This window comes from Paenimyroides ceti (assembly GCF_030409925.1).
In genome coordinates this window covers 3,284,949-3,302,691 of sequence record NZ_JAUFQU010000001.1, presented here as the reverse complement: position 1 = coordinate 3,302,691, position 17,743 = coordinate 3,284,949, and the positions used below count along the sequence as shown (strand labels likewise).

Sequence of the window (17,743 nt, the reverse complement as noted above, 5' to 3'; positions counted from 1 at the left end):
AAGAGAGATGGAATCATCTCTCTTTTTTTTCTCGTCGGTTTAAGTCGCAAGGCGTACTATGCTTATTGTGCTACCTGCGGATATACATTGTTTTTCTGATCGATGTCTGCCATCAGCTGTGACGGATCAATAACAATGTTTTTAATTTTCTTTCCTTTGGTATCAAAACTAAAATCGTAAGTAGAATAAGCCCAATCCCACGGTTTTAATACGCTTCTTTTGATTTCCGGATACGGATTTTCTTTGATCCAACGCATTAACGTATTAGGAATATAAAAGGATTCTGTGGTATCGTCTTCATAGATCACAAGAATATCCAGCGGCATCGGCATACGTCCGATGCGTTCCAAAACCACTTTGGTTTGCCCTGCATTTTCATTAACGCTTTTAATACCGTAATCAATGGTGTTGGTAGTCTGAGTGAAATCTACAAGATACCAGTCCAGATTAGCCCCCGAAACACGCTCAGCCGTACGTTTAAAATCATTTGGTGTCGGATGAGAAAATTTATAATCGTTATAGTAGCGTTTAAGCGTTTTAAACGTATTATCCCAACCGATAACATACGCCAGTTGCGTGATGAAAATAGCTCCTTTGGAATATGCCGATATACCATAGTTCATATTATCATCAAATCGGTCTGCATGTGTGGTCAGAGGCTGCTCACCTCCTTTTTTTACCATATAGTAATAGTTGGCATACATAGAGGCAAACGGATGCTCATCTTCCTGATTTTCTTTTTCCATGATCTGATTGACCGCAAAATCGGAAATAAAAGAGGTAAATCCTTCGTCCATCCATTCGTGTTTAGATTCGTTTGTTGCCAGTATATGCTGAAACCACATATGTGCCAGCTCATGTGCAGTAACACCAATGAGGCTTGGCAGACTGCGCTCTCCGGTAATGAGGGTACACATAGCATACTCCATACCACCGTCGCCACCCTGAATAACAGAGTATTGTTTATACGGATATTCTCCGATTGCTTTGTTGAAAAAGTCGAGTAAGGCTACGGTTTTAGGCTGTAGCTTTTTCCAGTTTTCAACTACATTCGGCTTGTTTTTGTAAAAGAAATGAAGTTCTACATTATTAGGCCCGATTACCTTGTCATGGATAAAATCATTATCGGCTCCCCATGCAAAATCATGTACATTCGGAGCTATAAAATGCCAGGTAAGCTTTTTCTGCTTTTTATCATGCTTTACCACCACTCCCTCATCTTCATACCCATGTCCGATTTCATTTTTGTTTTGAAGGTATCCCGTACCTCCAATGGTGTAGTTTTTATCAATGGTAATTTTGACATCAAAATCTCCCCAAACCCCGTGAAATTCTCTTCCGATATACGGATCTGCATGCCAGCCTTCGAAATCGAATTCGGCCATTTTCGGAAACCACTGGGTCATCGACAAGGCAACACCTTCTTCTGAATTGCGTCCGGCTCTGCGCACCATCACCGGAGCCTGTCCTTCAAAATTCATGGTAAAAGTAGTGGAAGTACCCGGCAACAAGGGTTTCGCCAACACAACTTCCAATACGGTACCCACCACTTTGCTGGTCAGTGCAACACCGTCTTGTTTGAGATTGGTAACCTTTAAAAACCCGATTTCATTGGGTTTCATATCCGCTATTTTGCTTTGCTTTTTTATCTGACCATCAGGTGCCTTGAAGCTTTTTACCATTCTTTTGTCCGGATCTGCTATAGCCGTAAGCCGTGCATCCATCTCACTGCCGGGCTGAAATGCATTGAAGTATAAATGGTAGTAAACATTTTTAAGTGTATCAGGAGAATTGTTGGTATAGACAAGCTCCTGTGTTCCCGTATAGGTAAAGGATTTAACATCCATGTCTACATTCATCTTGTACTTCACATGCTGCTGCCAGTATCCTTTGTTCGGATTGTTGTGCTGAGCAAAAACGGAAGTTGAAATGCAAACAATAAAAAATAAAAGATTTTTCATAATCATTTAAAAAAATTAAACCACTTATTTACGTTATTTTACTGAAAGTCAATAAATATAAAGAAAATAAGTGGTTATAAATAAATTCGTTATGCTGAATTATTTTTTCCCTCTGGAAATTTTGTCTGCCATAATTAACGCATTATAAGCATTTACAAATTTTCCTGAAGTTGAAATAGCACTGAAATCGCGTTTGTCTGTTTTCTTACCTGCAACAATTACTTCTTTATTTACCGCTACTCCGGAATCTTTTAAGATTTGTTTTACCTGTCCTGCTTTTAAGTTAGGATAGTAAGAACGGATCAATGCCGCAACACCTGCCACGTTTGGCGATGCCATAGATGTTCCCTGTAAGAAATCATATTTACCAAAAGGTACCGTTGCATAAATCTCTACACCAGGTCCGAATACATCAACATCTTTGCTTCCAAAGTTAGAAAAGCTCGCCACCATTCCTTCTCCGAATTCCGGATTTAAAGCTCCTACTACCAAGAAATTGTCAGAAACTTCTTTTCCGGTCTTAGGATCAACATCATTCGGGTATCTTTCTACATCTCCTGATGCAGGGTTCAGATCTTTAGAATCATTTCCGGCAGCTACTACAATCAATACGTCTTTATCTCCGGCATATTTGATAGCATCACGTACCCACTGACTGTTTTCCTGATAGTATTTACCAAAACTTCCGTTGATTACTTTAGCGCCGTTGTCAACCGCATAGCGAATTGCTAAAGCTACGTCTTTATCATACTCATCTCCGTCCGGAACGGCTCTTACTGCCATGATTTCTACAACGTCAGAAGCGACTCCGTCTCCGCCCAATCCGTTATGTCTTGTCTGAGCAATGATTCCCGCAACGTGTGTTCCGTGTTTGGCATGTTTTCTGTCTCCGAGAACATCATTATTTCCGTAGTTGGTATCATTGATGTCTGCAGGATTATCTCCTACAATGCTGCGCCCGTCGAAATTTACATTTAAGTTGTATTTTTCCTGACCATCATAGTATTCTTTATATTCTTCCAATTTTTCTCTTGTAAGATTATTGGCCAACACCACATACATGATGTTTTTTGCCTGAAGAACTTCTGCAGGAGCATCAGCAGAGATATTGTCAACATCTTCTTTGGTGATGTCTTCTTTTTTAAGGTATTTTGATACTGTATCAAAAGAGTTATACAGCATATCAGCCTGAATACGACCTGAAGTTAATTTCGCTTTTTTCTCTTCCAGTTCTTTTTTAGCTCTTTTGTAGGTTTCAGAACCATCATCTCCGCGTTTTACGATACGTGTCAATTCCAGATTTTCTTCATTGGCTTTACCTAAGAAGTTCCATCCGTGTATATCGTCTATATAACCGTTTTTATCATCGTCAATGTTGTTTCCTGCTTTTTCTTTAGGATTGGTCCAGATCGCAGCTTTCAAATCTTCATGATCAATTTCAACACCGGAATCAATAACTCCTACAATTACTTTTTTTCCTTTTTTTCCTTTGATGAGTTCTTCATAAGCACGGTCTACAGACATTCCCGGAACGGTATCTCTTAGAATATCCAGATGACTCCATCTTTGCAAGTCTTTTTCTGAAAGATCTGAAGTACGGGTTGGCAGGTGATCTGCATTTGTAATAGGCTCTAATTTACTTATGTTTGGCAGGTAATACTGCTGGGTAGAACTACATCCTGTCAAAGCAAGTGCGAGAACCGCAGACAGATAAAACGCTTTGTTGATTTTCATATTTATACTTGTTTGTTTATACTTTATTTTTGTTTATTGGTGTTTATGACGTGGATATTGTTACATCTTCGCCGAAGGTTTAACATTACTTTAATACATCTTCAAGAGCCAGTATTTCTTTGAGGCGCACCCCTTTTTCGGTATGCTGTACCGTAATAACAGGATTGTGGGCATCATGCTCCAGAAACAACAGATAGTTGTGGTCAGCAGCCTGGTTCAGAAATTTTTCTTTTTCGCCTAATGTAAGCAATGGTCTTGTATCGTATCCCATCACATACGGTAACGGAAGATGTCCTGCGGTTGCCAGCAGGTCGGCACAAAAAACAATAGTTTGTCCTTTGTACTCTATATGCGGTATCATTTGTTTTTCGGTATGTCCGTCTACAAAATAGATACCGAATCCCAATTCTGATTCCGTTTTAAAATCAGTTGAAGGATGTTCGATAAAATGCAATTGCCCCGCTTCCTGTATCGGAAGAATGTTTTCGGAAAGAAAAGAGGCCTTTTCCCGTGCATTGGGTTTGGTTGCCCATTCCCAGTGATTTTTATTAGACCAATACCGGGCATTTTTAAAGGTAGGCTCATATCCGGTTCTGTCTTTATTCCAGCTCACAGCACCACCAGAGTGATCAAAGTGAAGATGGGTAAGAAATACATCTGTAATATCCTCAGGAGCAAATCCTTTTTCTTTTAAGGATCGATTCAGGCTAAAATCGCCCCACAGGTTATAATATCCAAAAAACTTTTCTGACTGCTTGTTCCCCATTCCCGTATCAATCAGAATAAGACGGTCTCCGTCTTCAATAAGCAGACAACGGGCAGCAATATCAATCAGATTATTAGCATCAGCAGGGTTGGTTTTGTTCCAAAGTGTTTTGGGAACAACCCCAAACATAGCTCCGCCATCCAGTTTAAAATTTCCGGCTTCTATCGCGTGTAATTTCATCCTTTTTTTATTTAAACAGTAAAAATACAATTTTTATAGAAATTATGCTGTTTTTACTTTTTTTATCCAGTGCCTTACAGCATTACATCATCCCAAAAAACATTTTTTTCATAAGAAAACAAAGGAATATGATATTTATCAGCTGTTACATGTTTAAAATTCGCAAAATTCGCATCTTATTCTTTTTATATGAACCCAAATACCATTCATACTTTTCATATTCCCGTTATGGGACTTTCATATACCGTTGATACGCCTCTTCGTGTGGCACATTATGGTATTTCATCTGTAGTTTCGATCACAGACGATGAATTGCTCGAAAAAATGAGGGCTTTTTACAGTGCTCAATTTTCAGTACCTTATCAGGAAATCAAACAGAAGTTTAACGATTACAGAGCACAAAGGATTACCAGTTATCTCAATTTTATGGATAAGCTGGTGCGCGATAAAGTGGATGCTTTTAAAAATGAGCTTTCGGGTAACAGAGAAGCTTTAGAGAAATATATTACAACGCTGCCACACGCTTCTGAGTTTAAAAAGAAACTTGAATCTCTGCTGCACACCGGAGAGCATATTAAAGAAGCTGTAAAAACATATCTGGACAACTTCTTTTTACCCGGTGCTATTGATGTAAATGTGATGACGAAGGTAGACAAACCTCATTTTGATAAAGAAAACACTCCTCTGCCTGTTGCCTTTAACGATGCACATGCGGCTGTACGTGGTTTTGCGCAAAGCAGTCTGAACTCTTCTCTGGTATTATCTGCCGGGATGAATCCCAAGCTGTATAGTTATCTGGAAACCTTCAGTGACTTTTTTCCAGATGCAGCCGGACAACTGAAAAAGAAGATTGTTTTGAAAGTAAGTGATTTCAGATCTGCAATGATACAAGGTCATTTTCTTGCCAAAAAGGGTTTATGGGTTTCGGAATACCGAATTGAATCCGGACTGAACTGCGGAGGACATGCTTTTGCAACGGACGGTTTTTTACTGGGCCCTATTTTGCAGGAATTTAAAGACAAAAAACATCAACTTGTAACCTCAGCCCATGAATTGCTGAGTAAAGCTCTGGAAATAAAGAAGCTGCCGGTACCTCAGGATCTTTTACCACTCAAAATTACGGCTCAGGGAGGCGTTGGTACTGCAGAAGAGCATGCTTTTCTGCTCTCATACTATGAATTGGACTCCGTAGGATGGGGTTCTCCGTTTTTACTGGTACCCGAAGCTACTTCCGTAGATGAGGAGACACGTACTTTGCTGAAAAATGCCCATGAAGAGGATTTTTATCTGAGTAACATTTCTCCTTTGGGAGTACCGTTTAATTCGGTTAAAGGAGTCAGCAATGATTTCTGGAAAGAAAAGAGAATTGCCGAGAATAAAGCCGGCAGTTCCTGTCCAAAAAAACTTCTGGCACTGGATACTACCTATGAAAATTCCGGTCTGTGTACTGCTTCTAAAAAATATCAGGATATAAAATTAAAGGAATTAGAATCCATAAGAGCGCAACTTACCTCTGCCGATTTTGACAAAAGAAAACACGGCATTACGGTTAAGGCGTGTTTGTGTGTGGGCTTGGCCAATGCAAGTTATCTGGAAAACAATATACCTATCAAAGGGCAGCAGCAGGGTGTGGTGATTTGTCCCGGTCCTAACCTCGCTTATTTTGATAAGGAAGTTTCTCTGACAGAAATGGTGCAGCACATTTATGGAGGTACGTCTGTAATGACACAGGAAAACCGCCCTCATTTCTTTATAAAAGAACTCGGAATGTACACAAACCATCTTCAAAATGAAATGGCTTCTTTTTCAGATAATTCTACCGCTGTGCAAATAAAAAAATGGAGCTCTTTTAGAGAACATCTGCTCAACGGAATTGCGTATTATGAACAGTTGTTTTCTGAAGTTGCTTTTTTTACCACCCAACGACTAACTATTTATACTGCCTTACAACATTATAAAACTGTTTTGACAGGAATAAAATTCTCTTAAGCTGAAAATGAACATTCAGAGGCTCCGGAATTCGCTTTTCCGGAGCTTTTGTTGTAAGGGAAAAGTAATACGCTCTACAATTAATAACAGATGAGTTTCATTTGTTCAGGTTTTAGTAACTTTGCCCCATTAAAAATGTCAAATGGCTCTTAATTACCCTCTTAACGAAAAACTGAAAAAGCAAAAAGTAATCGATCTCCTTTTTACAGAAGGAAAAACCGTGACCAAATATCCGTTGCGGCTCGTATATGTAGCTTTGGAAGAAAGTGAAGAACCCTTACAAATAGGGGTTTCTGTTTCTAAGAGGTATTTTAAAAAAGCGGTTGACCGCAATTATTTTAAACGCGTATTGCGGGAATGTTACCGGCATCATAAGCATATTTTGCTGGAACAGTCTGATAAGCCTTATGCAATGATGTTTTTTTATCAGACAAAAGAGCGGTTAACCTATCAGGAGATTTTTGAAAAAACGGAAATCCTTTTTCAGAAATTCATTGATACCCTATCTGTTCCATCTGAAAAAACGAAATAATTTCGTTATTTTTAATAAAAAAAGGCATGAAAAAAGTTTCTATTCTCTTATTGCTGATGGTTCTGCTGAGTTGCGGAAATAATCATACAGAAACCGTTTCTAATGAGTATCAGTCAACGCAGGCTGGTATGGCTGAAGCCGCACCACCAATGTCAGATAAAGCATCCGGTGGTGCCGAAAATATAACGACTGTTACTCAGGAAGCCGAAAAGAAAATCATCAAAACGGCTGATATCGTTTTTGAATCTAAAAATCTGGAAGATAGTACGGTTAAAATCAAAGAACTGGTTAAAAAACATAAAGGCTATATCACCACCGAAACGTCTGAAGGCAATGAGTATCAGCCTTCTCTTAGCTTTTTTATCCGTGTGCCATCCGAGTCTTTTGACCTTATGATTGCAGATCTCGGAAAGGAAACCGCTTATTTTGACCGTAAATCAATTGAACGCAAAGATGTTACAGAAGAATTTATTGATGTAGAAAGTCGTCTGAAAACAAAGAAAGAACTTGAAAGCCGGTATCTGGAAATTTTGCGTCAGGCAAAAAACATGAGCGATATCCTTGAGATTGAACAAAAACTCTCTTCTATCCGAGAAGAAGTCGAAGCCACAGAAGGACGATTGAAATATCTGCAGAATCAGGTAGCCATGAGCAGTATAACGCTGCATATCTATAAAAAAATGCCTTACAGTGTGTCTCAGAAAGAATCGTTCTTTTCTCAGCTGGGAACCGCATTCGTTAAAGGGTTTTATAATTTAACAGATTTCTTTATCGGCATTATATACATTTGGCCGTTTATTATTATAATTTCGCTCGTTTTTTATTTTTTCATAAAACGAATGAGAAAAAGAAAACAGCAAAAATAAAGGAGTATTATCTAAATTTCAGGATTTGAAATCTCAACAATCAAGCGGTCATTTCAGTACCGTAACTTTTGGATCTCTATTGGTAACCTTAGGTATCATCTATGGAGATATCGGTACATCACCTCTGTATGTGATGAAAGCCATTTTCGGGCATGTACCCATCAGCAGATCGCTGGTTATAGGAGCTGTTTCCTGTGTCTTCTGGACACTGACCATACAGACGACCATCAAATATGTATTTCTTACCCTGAAAGCGGATAATAACGGAGAAGGCGGAATTTTTTCGCTATATACGTTGGTGAAACGGCTCAGAAAAAGATGGTTGATTATTCCAGCTATTATTGGTGGTAGTGCTATGATTGCCGATGGTGTGATTACGCCGCCTATATCGATCTCATCGGCGATTGAAGGTCTTAAAATCTACCAGCCTGAAATACAAACGGTTCCTATTGTCATTGCGATCATCATCATTCTGTTTTTCTTTCAGAGTTATGGTACCAAACTGATCGGAAAGTTTTTTGGTCCTATTATGCTGCTTTGGTTTCTTATGCTGGGTGTTCTTGGATTTTTTCAAATCATCAGTCACATCAGCATTCTGGAAGCTTTAAATCCGGTACACGCTATTGAACTTCTGCAACTGCATCCGGATGGTTTCTTTGTATTGGGATTCGTGTTCTTATGTACTACCGGTGCAGAAGCTTTGTATAGTGATTTGGGACACTGTGGTATCAAAAACATTCGTATCAGCTGGATTTTTGTTAAATCGATGTTGGTTTTAAATTATTTCGGTCAGGGTGCTTATCTGATTACACAGGAAAACCAATCTCTTGAGTATGTCGCTGACGGTGTTGCCTCTGTAAAAAATCCTTTTTACCTCATCATGCCTGAATGGTTTTTACCTGTAGGTATCTGTATTGCAACTGCCGCTGCCATTATTGCTGCTCAGGCATTGATTACCGGTTCTTTTACCATGATTAATGAAGCTATGCGTCTGAATTTCTGGCCAAGAGTCCGTGTAAAATATCCTTCGATTATCAAAGGACAGCTTTATATACCTTCTATCAACTGGCTGTTGTGCATCGGTTGTATTCTGATCGTACTTCATTTTCAGGAATCGAGTAATATGGAAGCCGCATACGGTTTAGCCATTGTCATGTGTATGATTTCGACTACCATACTGCTCACCTATTTTATGATCCTGAAACGGTATAATAAAGTGTTGATCTTTTTATTTCTGACATTTTATATCGGGTTGGAAATCTGTTTTTTTATTGCCAATGTAGAAAAATTTCCACATGGAGGTTATGTTTCTATCATCATTGCCTCTTTACTCGCATTTGTTATGTGCAGTTGGTTTCTGGGCAAGAAGATCCGAAATAATTATACGGAATTTGTTAAAATCAGTGATTATTCAAAAGTCATCTGCGATTTGAGCAAGGATGAATCAATTGCCAAATATTCTACCAACCTTATTTATCTGACCAACTCCAGAATCAAAGAAGATATAGAGTCGAAAATCGTGTATTCGATTCTTCGTAAACGTCCTAAAAGAGCGGATATATATTGGCTTCTACATGTCAACGTACTGGATGCTCCTTATACAATGGAATATCAGGTAAAGAATATATCAGACAATATTATCCGGGTTGATTTTTATCTTGGATTCCGTGTCATTCCTAAAATCAGTCAATTGTTTTTAAAAGTTTTGGAAGATCTTACCGCTTCCGGAGAGATAGATACGCTGAGTACATATGAATCTCTGAGAAAAAACAATATTTTAGGCGATTTTAAATATGTGATTATTGAAAAGGCCATTACGTATGATAATGACCTGCCATGGTATGAAGCATTTATTCTGGATGTATATTCGTTTATCAAACGTTTGAGCTTATCAGAAGAAAAAGCATTTGGTCTGGATAACAGTTCGGTAAAGATTGAATATTATCCGATGATTTTACATCCTAAAAGTACGATTAATCTCAAGAGAAGACCTCAGAGTTAGTTTCTTTTCATTTTTACATGAGGAATATCATCTTCAAGGTATTCTTCAGAGACTGTGACAAATTCGTGTTTGCCATAAAATCGCTGTAGATGTGCCTGAGCAGAAATGGTGATGCTTATTGTTTTATAATGCGTTTCAATGGCTTTAATGGCCTCGTCTACAAGCAAATCGCCCAATGCGCGATTGCGGTATGCCGGAGCAACTATTACCCGGCCAATTGCTGCTGTATCATAAGCAATTCCTTTGTCAAAAAGCCGTGCATAGGCCGCTAAGGAACTTCCTTCATAAAGCAATACATGAAGTGCTTTCTGGTCTTTGGAATCGATGTCCTGATAAACGCAATTTTGCTCCACGATAAAGACTTCATTTCTCAAAGCCAGTATATCATATAGTTCGTTTAGAGATAACCCGTTAAATGCTTTTATTTTTACTTCCATCTATTCGTATAAATTTAAAGTTTTAGATATGGCTTCCAATTCAAATATAAGGTCGCGTTTGGGTTTATACGGATTGTTTACAAATCCGAAAAGAAATAAATAACGGTTGTAATAATCATCCCTTACCGCATAGCAAATAAACGGACCATACATGAAATCATTTACAACATTCCAGTCGCCTTTTATTTCATAAGTAGTAAAGTCCTGTAGCTTTGTTTTCTCAAATAAAGGTGTGATGCTGTCTTCAACAAACAGATAAGAGTGAGACCGGCTTCCTTTAATAAACCGATAACTCATAGAATCTATTGCCTGCAACAGGTTGTTATGTAGGGTATTTTTTGTGTTTTCTATAGCTGTAAGCGGCACTTCAAATAAGGCCAGATTACTGTTGCCTGAAGCAAGGTCTCTCTGCAGCCAGACAAAGTGTTCGTTACTGGATGAAAGGAGTTTAAACTGAGAGGGTACTTTTAAGGTACACGCAAAGTATTTTTTTATCTGTGGTATATCCTGTTCTTTATTTCTGGATATGGTATGCAGTTCTTCATTTAATTCCGATTTTTTAAATACCGAGATAATGGAATCTGCCTGTTGATGAAATAACTGAATAAGATCTTTACTACTCTTGGCACGTAAGAAGAAAAAATTCTGAGGGGTAGCATAAAAGCTTTTTTCCAGCCAGAATTCATAAGCAACATTATTGGAAAAAGAAATAACATTGCGGGCCAGCCGAGCTTTAGAATTGAATATTTTTGGACTGTACTGAACCAGATCAAATAAAGGTTCATCCTGCAGGTTACCATATAACGGAACAGCCAGCCGTTGGCGAATACTATCGCCAACGGCTCCGTTCCATAAACTGTCTTCTATAACAAGTGTCAGTTCATTGCGTTTTCCTGTAGAATCTACAAGTTTTCCCGTTCTGATTTTATCTGATTTCTGACACGAGAACAATAACAATATCACTCCAACCCAAATGAATCTCACCTGATGATTATAATTAAATTAAGACTATCCGTATACTTTGTTCTAAAGTCTGTTTTAGCATCATTATTGGGGCCGGGTATCTCTAAGAATCTGAAACCAATACTTCTTTTAGTAGTAGTCTCCGACCTCTTTTTAGATTACTTTTAATTTCATTCCCGGACGCAAACTTTTTGCACTTTTAATATTGTTGATCTTCATAAGATCTGCCACTGAAATATTACCGTATTTTTTAGCAATACCATCGAGCGTATCTCCTTTTTTGACGGTATACATCACTGCTTTTGAAGCCGACTTGGCTTTTGAAGCTTCTGATGCCGATACTTTTTTAGCAGGAGTTGCAGAGGCAATGTATTTGGTATTTTCAGCGATTTTTAATTTTTTCCCTACGGCAATGGAATTCGTTTTTAATCCGTTGAGTTTTTTTAATTCTGCAACGGACAGATTATTTCTTGACGCAATCTGTCCTAAATTATCGCCTTTGCGTACGGTATAGTATTGAGATGATTTTACAGATCTTTGTACAATAGCCTCTTCTTCATAAGGCTCTTTGTACTCCTCAATAATCATTTTTGCTTTTTTATACTCCTTCTCATAATTCAGATACGCATAGATCTTTTTTTCATTAGAAGTAAATCTTCCGATTTTGTCTATAGGCAAACGAAGAGAATGCATTTTGCCATCATAAAAAGGAATCATGTCCAGCTTATATTTCGGATTCAAGAGCTTAATTTCATCTACAGGAATATCGATAAGATTTGAGATTTCATCAAAAGTGATGGCTTGTTTTAAATGTACAGTATCCGTTTTTACATAAGGTATGCTGGCTCTTTTAGGTACAATTCCATGTTCTTTATGATATTCATAGATGTACATAGTTGCAATAAAGGCTGGTACATATCCCTGTGTTTCTTTCGGAAGATTTTTTCGTATTTGCCAGTAATCGGTTTTTCCTCCTGATCGGCGGATGGCTTTGGAAACGGTTCCCGGACCTGAATTATACGATGCCAATACAAGCTGCCAGTCTCCGAAAACATTATAGAGATCCGCAAGATATTTTGCAGCTGCTTCTGATGAAAGAATCGGATCAGAACGCTCATCTATATGTGAATTTACGTCTAACCCATATTGTTTTCCGGTCGGATACATAAACTGCCATAAACCTGTAGCCCCTACTCTTGAGCGTGCTTTGGCATTTAAAGCAGATTCTACAATGGCCAGGTATTTAATTTCAAGAGGAACATTGTTTTTTGCTAAATGCTCTTCAAATAAAGGAAAATAATATTCTGATAACGCCATCAGCCGTTCGTATGATTTTGAACGGTTTTTGAGAAAACTCTTGATGACTCTCTCAATGGTTTCGTTATACTCAATATGGAAAAGCGATTTTTGATCTAATTTTCTCAATCGTTCTTTTAAAACGTCTGTAGGCAAATCATACGCTACATCTTCATCTAAATACACACGGTCAACATCATTTTCCATAGCGGAAAACAGATCTTCACTCATCAATTCATTAATCCATTTTTTGTCGATGTTTCCGACGGCTTTGTGGTTTACAAATGTCTTCTTGATAGAATCAAGATACATCTGAGGCGTTTTTAATTCTGATTGAACTGTTTTGGTTTCAATGGCATTGGTTTGCGAGAAACCGGCAATGGAAAACAACCCAAAAAGAAAAGTGATAAGTCTTTTATTCATTTCTTATGTACTTTCTCTGTTGGTTTTACTTTTTTTACTTATCGGATAAGTAAGTTTACTTTAAAATTGCTGCGATACCCGGCAGGGTTTGTCCTTCTAACATCTCTAACATGGCACCTCCACCAGTAGATACATAACTCATTTGAGATTCCAAACCAAACTGTTTTACAGCGGCTACTGAATCTCCTCCTCCAACCAGCGAAAAAGTTCCGTTGCTTGTTGCTTCTGCTATATAATTACCTAAAGTAACTGTTCCTTTTGAAAATTTTTCCATTTCAAAAACACCCAAAGGCCCGTTCCATAAAATGATTTTTGATTCGGCAATTACGGGTTTTAGAAGTTCCAGTGTTTTAGGACCTACATCTAATCCCTGCCATCCGTCCGGAATATGATTTACATCCACAACTTCTGTATTGGCATCATTTGAAAAAGCATCTGCTGCTACTACATCTACAGGTAAATGAATGGTTACATTTTTTTGCTTGGCTTTTTCCATGATTTCTAAAGCCAATTCCAGTTTGTCGTCTTCACATAAAGAATTTCCGATTTTTCCACCCAATGCTTTGATAAAAGTAAAAGTCATTCCTCCTCCAATAATCATGTGGTCAATCTTATCCAGTATGTTTTCTATGATGGTAATTTTTGAAGATACTTTTGATCCGCCTAAAACTGCTGTAACAGGCTTTTCTTTGCTGTTGAGTACTTTGTCAATGCTTTCTATTTCTTTGGCCAGCAGATAACCAAAACATTTGTTCTGGGGAAAAAACTCAGCGATTATTGCAGTGGAAGCATGTGCTCTATGAGCTGTACCAAATGCGTCATTGACATAGATATCACCTAAAACGGCTAATTTTCCCGCAAATGTTTTATCTCCTTTTTCTTCTTCTGCATAAAAACGCAGATTTTCTAAAAGAATAACGGATCCCGGTTGTGCTTCTGAGATAAGATTTTCAACTTTTTCACCGATACAGTCATCTACAAAAGTAACCGGAACACCAAGAACTTCTGATGTTTTTGAAACAATGTGCTGCAGTGAATATTTTTCTTCTTTGCCTTTAGGTCTTCCTAAATGTGACATTAAAATAGCGATTCCGCCGTCTTGGATAATTTTTTCAATTGTTGGTTTTGCTGCAACAATACGGTTGTCATCGGTAACCTTAAAATTTTCATCTAAAGGAACATTGAAGTCAACACGAATAAGCGCCTTTTTGTCCTTGAAATTGAAATCATTAATTGTTTTCATTAATGGATATTTATGATTTGTGGTGTTGTATAATCTACAAATATAAATAAATAATTTTCTATAATGGGACTGGTTCCGGTGTTAATAAAAAACTAAAATACTCATTATCAAATTTTAACAAAAAAAACTCTTTCTCCAAAAAGAGAAAAGAGTTTTCGAATTAAGCAAATTAAACTATTTTCTAAGTAATTTTTTACAGGGTTGAGCACTGTGAATCCCTTAAAATTAACTTGTCTTTTTACGATCAGTACGCTGCGGTAAATTGTTTTCGGATAAATTTTGGTTCTTCCAATTCATCAACAATGGCTACGGCCACATCTTCTACAGAAAGAATACTTCTGTTGTTTTCATCATATACGGGATGGCTGAGCCCCGTACGATAGCTGCCTTTTCGGATGCCTGCTGTACCGGGATGCATTTCTATTGCCGGACTGAAAAAGGTCCAGTTCAGGGTATTATTTTCTTTGAGAAGGTTAAAATAATCTCTGACCGCCAAAGCACCCGGTTTTATTTGTGCCGGAAAATCCGGTGCATCTACCAATTGACGGTTCTCCTGATCAAAAAGGCTTCCGGCTCCGCCAATTACAATAAATCTTTTAACACCATCCAGCATTACTGCTTTTTCTATGGCCTGGGCTCCCTGCAGATAGTCGTGGTACAGATTCGGATTTTCCCATCCTGCATTATACGCACTTACTACGGCATCGGCTGCATTAATGGCATTGACGAGTTGGTCTGTCTTCAATACATCAATAGCTTCATATTCTACGTGTTCTTTATCTGATACTTTAGACAAATCTCTGACAATTCCCTTTACAGAATGTCCTCTGTCAACGAGTTCGTCTACGATTTTTGAGCCTACAAAACCCGAAGCTCCAATTACTACAACTCTCATTTTATTATTTTTTTAATTAATTCTCTCCATGGTTCTTATAAAGGTACGTCAGTTTAACTACGTATGCAACCCAAAATAAAAATTAATCGGTTTCTTCTAAAATGAAAATTTCTTCTACAGGTTTTCCGAAATAACGGGCAATTTTTAATGCCAATACGGTAGATGGAACGTATTTGTTTTTTTCCATCGCATTGATGGTCTGTCTGCTGACTGAAATGATATTGGCCAGATCTTCCTGGGTAATATCTTTTACAGCCCTTTCTATTTTTATGGTATTTTTCATCGCGCTCTAATTTTTGTTTTTATACAGTAAATAATGGAATCTACAAATAAACAAAATCAGCATTACAAACATATAATATTGTAAAACAAACAGAAATTCGAATCCATACATAAAGAAGAATAAAAGAAATAATACCACATAGTTACACAGAAATGCCCATTGAAAAGATTGTAATCTAAGCTTAGCAATAAATTCGTCTTCCGTTTTTTCTTTTGAAAAAGCCAATAAAAGACCTCCCAGAATAAACAGAAGTGCAATCATTGTAGGAAAAATATCTGTTTCCAAGAAACTAAAATATTTTGATTCACTTCCTCCTTTTCCAAAGGCATCATTTCCGTAAATAACAAAAACTTTTGTTCGTAATTGAACAGTATCTGCCGGGTAAAATAATACAGAATAAGCCCATACCAAAGCACTGCCAATAAACAATAACCAGCCCACAGGTTTGAATTTGTTTGATAATAAAAATTTTGTTTCCATTTTTTATGATTTTAAAATTATACGACCAATGTAAAACAAATATTTCAATATGTAAAATATATTTTACTTTTTATATGATATTTTTTACAATAAGTATGCTATATCATACTTTTAATAGTGGTTATAATGGTGTTAATCTTAATATATTTTTCTTTATTTTCCTCATTATATCATTTTCAGGAAAGGAACTCTTTACAGGTTATTGATTTAGATTACCTTTAATATGGCCTATTTTACAGAATTAACGATTAATTGTTGTTTTAAAATTTTTATTCTCAAAAAGGAGGTGTAGTTTTGCAAAAAATACAGCTTATAATAGCTATCTTCATTTTTTCTTCTCTCAATTATTAACTAAAAAAATCAGACGATGGATCGTATACAACATAAACACCCGGCTGACATTGCAGAAGAACTGGCATTACTCGATCATAAAAGCAGAGATGTTGCTTTTATCATGCTTTCAAATGAAATGAAAGTAGAGGTTTTTTCTTATTTTGATGTAAGTACTCAAACTGAAATTGTAAAGAGTCTCGGAGACAAGGAGCTTGCAGAAGTTCTTAATAATCTGGAACCGGATGACCGGACCGAGTTATTTGAAAATTTTCCGGATGAACTCATCAAGCACTCCATCAATTTATTGAATAAGGAGGAGCGCAACATTGCATTGAATCTGATTGGTTATGAAGAAGACAGCATTGCAAGGCTGATGACTCCATTGTATATTCAGACGAAAGAGAATAAAACAGTTGAAGAGGTTTTTGATCATATCAAAAGATATGGTAAAAAAGCAGAAACACTGAATTTTATTTATGTTGTAAACGATCAGAATGTACTGATTGACGATTTGAAGATAGGACAATTACTCCTCGCTGAGAAAACGACTACCATATCAGAACTTATCGATCATAATTTTGTGGCGATTACTACTACCACACCGATGGAAGAAGCTTTTGATATTTTTGAAAAATACGATCGTTCCGCATTACCGATTATTACTGAAAAGGGCGTTTTAGTAGGTATTGTTACGTTTGATGATATACTCGATCGTATCAAAGAGCGTGATACAGAAGATATTCAAAAGTTTGGAGGTATGGAAGAACTGGATGTTTCTTATACCAAAACACCTATTTTTGAACTGATCAGAAAACGTGCCGGATGGCTTATTATTCTCTTTTTTGGGGAAATGCTTACTGCTTCTGCAATGGGATATTATGATGGTGAAATCGAAAAAGCTGTTGTATTGGCACTTTTCGTACCATTGATTATTTCGAGTGGTGGTAATTCCGGTTCTCAGGCTGCCTCTCTCATCATCCGTGCAATGGCTATCGGAGAGCTAAAAATAAAAGACTGGTGGTATGTCATGCGAAAAGAACTTGCATCAGGTCTTATATTGGGCGGTATTTTGGGCTTGATTGGTTTTTCACGCATCCTTATCTGGCAGGAAACAGGCTTATATGACTATGGCCCATATTGGATATTTATCGGATTGAGTGTTTCTATTTCCCTTATTTTTATTGTTTTATGGGGTACATTATCAGGATCTCTTATTCCGTTTATTTTAAGAAAAGCCGGACTGGATCCAGCAACTGCTTCTGCTCCTTTTGTAGCTACTCTGGTTGATGTTTCAGGATTGATCATTTATTTTACTATTGCTTCCTTCTTTCTTTCCGGAAAACTTTTATAAAAAAGAATG

15 protein-coding genes are annotated in these 17,743 nt (G+C 37.3%); 5 read left to right on the top strand and 10 right to left on the bottom strand.

Features of this window, described 5'->3' with window-relative positions; genetic code table 11:
* Nucleotides 1-62: 62 nt before the first annotated feature.
* The 3 genes from QW060_RS16195 to QW060_RS16185 form a co-directional block, all read right to left on the bottom strand.
* On the bottom strand, nt 63-1,961 hold the full coding sequence (locus QW060_RS16195) for a M1 family metallopeptidase (protein ID WP_290364500.1): 1,899 nt from the start codon (nt 1,959-1,961) through the stop codon (nt 63-65).
* A 99-nt stretch (nt 1,962-2,060) separates the two neighbouring features.
* The gene (locus QW060_RS16190; RefSeq protein WP_290364499.1) at nt 2,061-3,695 is read right to left on the bottom strand and encodes a S8 family peptidase; all 1,635 of its coding nucleotides are present in this window, start codon (nt 3,693-3,695) and stop codon (nt 2,061-2,063) included.
* A gap of 85 nt (nt 3,696-3,780) precedes the next feature.
* Nucleotides 3,781-4,641 (bottom strand): MBL fold metallo-hydrolase, encoded by an 861-nt coding sequence (locus QW060_RS16185; protein WP_290364498.1) that lies wholly within the window; start codon nt 4,639-4,641, stop codon nt 3,781-3,783.
* A gap of 189 nt (nt 4,642-4,830) precedes the next feature.
* Here QW060_RS16185 and QW060_RS16180 point away from each other — a divergent pair, with 189 nt between their 5' ends.
* The 4 genes from QW060_RS16180 to QW060_RS16165 all read left to right on the top strand — a co-directional run bounded on the left by QW060_RS16180 (nt 4,831) and on the right by QW060_RS16165 (nt 10,030).
* Nucleotides 4,831-6,630 (top strand): hypothetical protein, encoded by a 1,800-nt coding sequence (locus QW060_RS16180; RefSeq protein ID WP_290364497.1) that lies wholly within the window; start codon nt 4,831-4,833, stop codon nt 6,628-6,630.
* A gap of 142 nt (nt 6,631-6,772) precedes the next feature.
* Nucleotides 6,773-7,162: a ribonuclease P protein component gene (rnpA, locus tag QW060_RS16175; protein WP_290364496.1), complete on the top strand. Its 390-nt coding sequence runs from the start codon at nt 6,773-6,775 to the stop codon at nt 7,160-7,162.
* Nucleotides 7,163-7,188: 26 nt separating this feature from the next.
* Nucleotides 7,189-8,028 carry a DUF4349 domain-containing protein gene (locus QW060_RS16170; RefSeq protein WP_290364495.1) on the top strand — a complete coding sequence of 280 codons (840 nt, stop codon included), beginning with the start codon at nt 7,189-7,191 and terminating at the stop codon, nt 8,026-8,028.
* 25 nt (nt 8,029-8,053) lie between these two features.
* Nucleotides 8,054-10,030: a KUP/HAK/KT family potassium transporter gene (locus QW060_RS16165; RefSeq protein ID WP_290364494.1), complete on the top strand. Its 1,977-nt coding sequence runs from the start codon at nt 8,054-8,056 to the stop codon at nt 10,028-10,030.
* On the opposite strand, the gene QW060_RS16160 is transcribed toward QW060_RS16165, so the two are convergent.
* The 7 genes from QW060_RS16160 to QW060_RS16130 form a co-directional block, all read right to left on the bottom strand.
* Nucleotides 10,027-10,467 (bottom strand): GNAT family N-acetyltransferase, encoded by a 441-nt coding sequence (locus tag QW060_RS16160; RefSeq protein ID WP_290364493.1) that lies wholly within the window; start codon nt 10,465-10,467, stop codon nt 10,027-10,029. The two genes, QW060_RS16165 and QW060_RS16160, sit on opposite strands and share 4 nt — an antisense overlap.
* Nucleotides 10,468-11,451 carry a DUF4837 family protein gene (locus QW060_RS16155; protein WP_290364492.1) on the bottom strand — a complete coding sequence of 328 codons (984 nt, stop codon included), beginning with the start codon at nt 11,449-11,451 and terminating at the stop codon, nt 10,468-10,470.
* A 132-nt stretch (nt 11,452-11,583) separates the two neighbouring features.
* Nucleotides 11,584-13,149 carry a lytic transglycosylase domain-containing protein gene (locus QW060_RS16150; protein WP_290364491.1) on the bottom strand — a complete coding sequence of 522 codons (1,566 nt, stop codon included), beginning with the start codon at nt 13,147-13,149 and terminating at the stop codon, nt 11,584-11,586.
* 55 nt (nt 13,150-13,204) lie between these two features.
* Nucleotides 13,205-14,392: a phosphoglycerate kinase gene (locus tag QW060_RS16145; RefSeq protein WP_290364490.1), complete on the bottom strand. Its 1,188-nt coding sequence runs from the start codon at nt 14,390-14,392 to the stop codon at nt 13,205-13,207.
* Nucleotides 14,393-14,636: 244 nt separating this feature from the next.
* On the bottom strand, nt 14,637-15,287 hold the full coding sequence (locus QW060_RS16140) for an NAD(P)-dependent oxidoreductase (RefSeq protein WP_290364489.1): 651 nt from the start codon (nt 15,285-15,287) through the stop codon (nt 14,637-14,639).
* 82 nt (nt 15,288-15,369) lie between these two features.
* Nucleotides 15,370-15,570, bottom strand: a complete 201-nt coding sequence (locus QW060_RS16135) for a helix-turn-helix transcriptional regulator (protein WP_290364488.1) — start codon at nt 15,568-15,570, stop codon at nt 15,370-15,372.
* Between the two features lie 6 nt (nt 15,571-15,576).
* On the bottom strand, nt 15,577-16,050 hold the full coding sequence (locus QW060_RS16130; protein WP_290364487.1) for a hypothetical protein: 474 nt from the start codon (nt 16,048-16,050) through the stop codon (nt 15,577-15,579).
* Between the two features lie 367 nt (nt 16,051-16,417).
* Between QW060_RS16130 and mgtE the strand changes: the two genes are divergently transcribed.
* The gene (mgtE, locus tag QW060_RS16125) at nt 16,418-17,734 is read left to right on the top strand and encodes a magnesium transporter (RefSeq protein WP_290364486.1); all 1,317 of its coding nucleotides are present in this window, start codon (nt 16,418-16,420) and stop codon (nt 17,732-17,734) included.
* Nucleotides 17,735-17,743: the final 9 nt, after the last annotated feature.

Coding starts and splice junctions, on each gene's coding strand:
- QW060_RS16190 (WP_290364499.1), bottom strand. CDS start 3,695: ATGAAAATCAACAAAGCGTTTTATCTGTCTGCGGTTCTCGCACTTGCT.
- QW060_RS16150 (WP_290364491.1), bottom strand. CDS start 13,149: ATGAATAAAAGACTTATCACTTTTCTTTTTGGGTTGTTTTCCATTGCC.
- QW060_RS16130 (WP_290364487.1), bottom strand. CDS start 16,050: ATGGAAACAAAATTTTTATTATCAAACAAATTCAAACCTGTGGGCTGG.
- QW060_RS16185 (WP_290364498.1), bottom strand. CDS start 4,641: ATGAAATTACACGCGATAGAAGCCGGAAATTTTAAACTGGATGGCGGA.
- QW060_RS16160 (WP_290364493.1), bottom strand. CDS start 10,467: ATGGAAGTAAAAATAAAAGCATTTAACGGGTTATCTCTAAACGAACTA.
- QW060_RS16145 (WP_290364490.1), bottom strand. CDS start 14,392: ATGAAAACAATTAATGATTTCAATTTCAAGGACAAAAAGGCGCTTATT.
- QW060_RS16135 (WP_290364488.1), bottom strand. CDS start 15,570: ATGAAAAATACCATAAAAATAGAAAGGGCTGTAAAAGATATTACCCAG.
- rnpA (WP_290364496.1), top strand. CDS start 6,773: ATGGCTCTTAATTACCCTCTTAACGAAAAACTGAAAAAGCAAAAAGTA.
- QW060_RS16180 (WP_290364497.1), top strand. CDS start 4,831: ATGAACCCAAATACCATTCATACTTTTCATATTCCCGTTATGGGACTT.
- mgtE (WP_290364486.1), top strand. CDS start 16,418: ATGGATCGTATACAACATAAACACCCGGCTGACATTGCAGAAGAACTG.
- QW060_RS16170 (WP_290364495.1), top strand. CDS start 7,189: ATGAAAAAAGTTTCTATTCTCTTATTGCTGATGGTTCTGCTGAGTTGC.
- QW060_RS16195 (WP_290364500.1), bottom strand. CDS start 1,961: ATGAAAAATCTTTTATTTTTTATTGTTTGCATTTCAACTTCCGTTTTT.
- QW060_RS16140 (WP_290364489.1), bottom strand. CDS start 15,287: ATGAGAGTTGTAGTAATTGGAGCTTCGGGTTTTGTAGGCTCAAAAATC.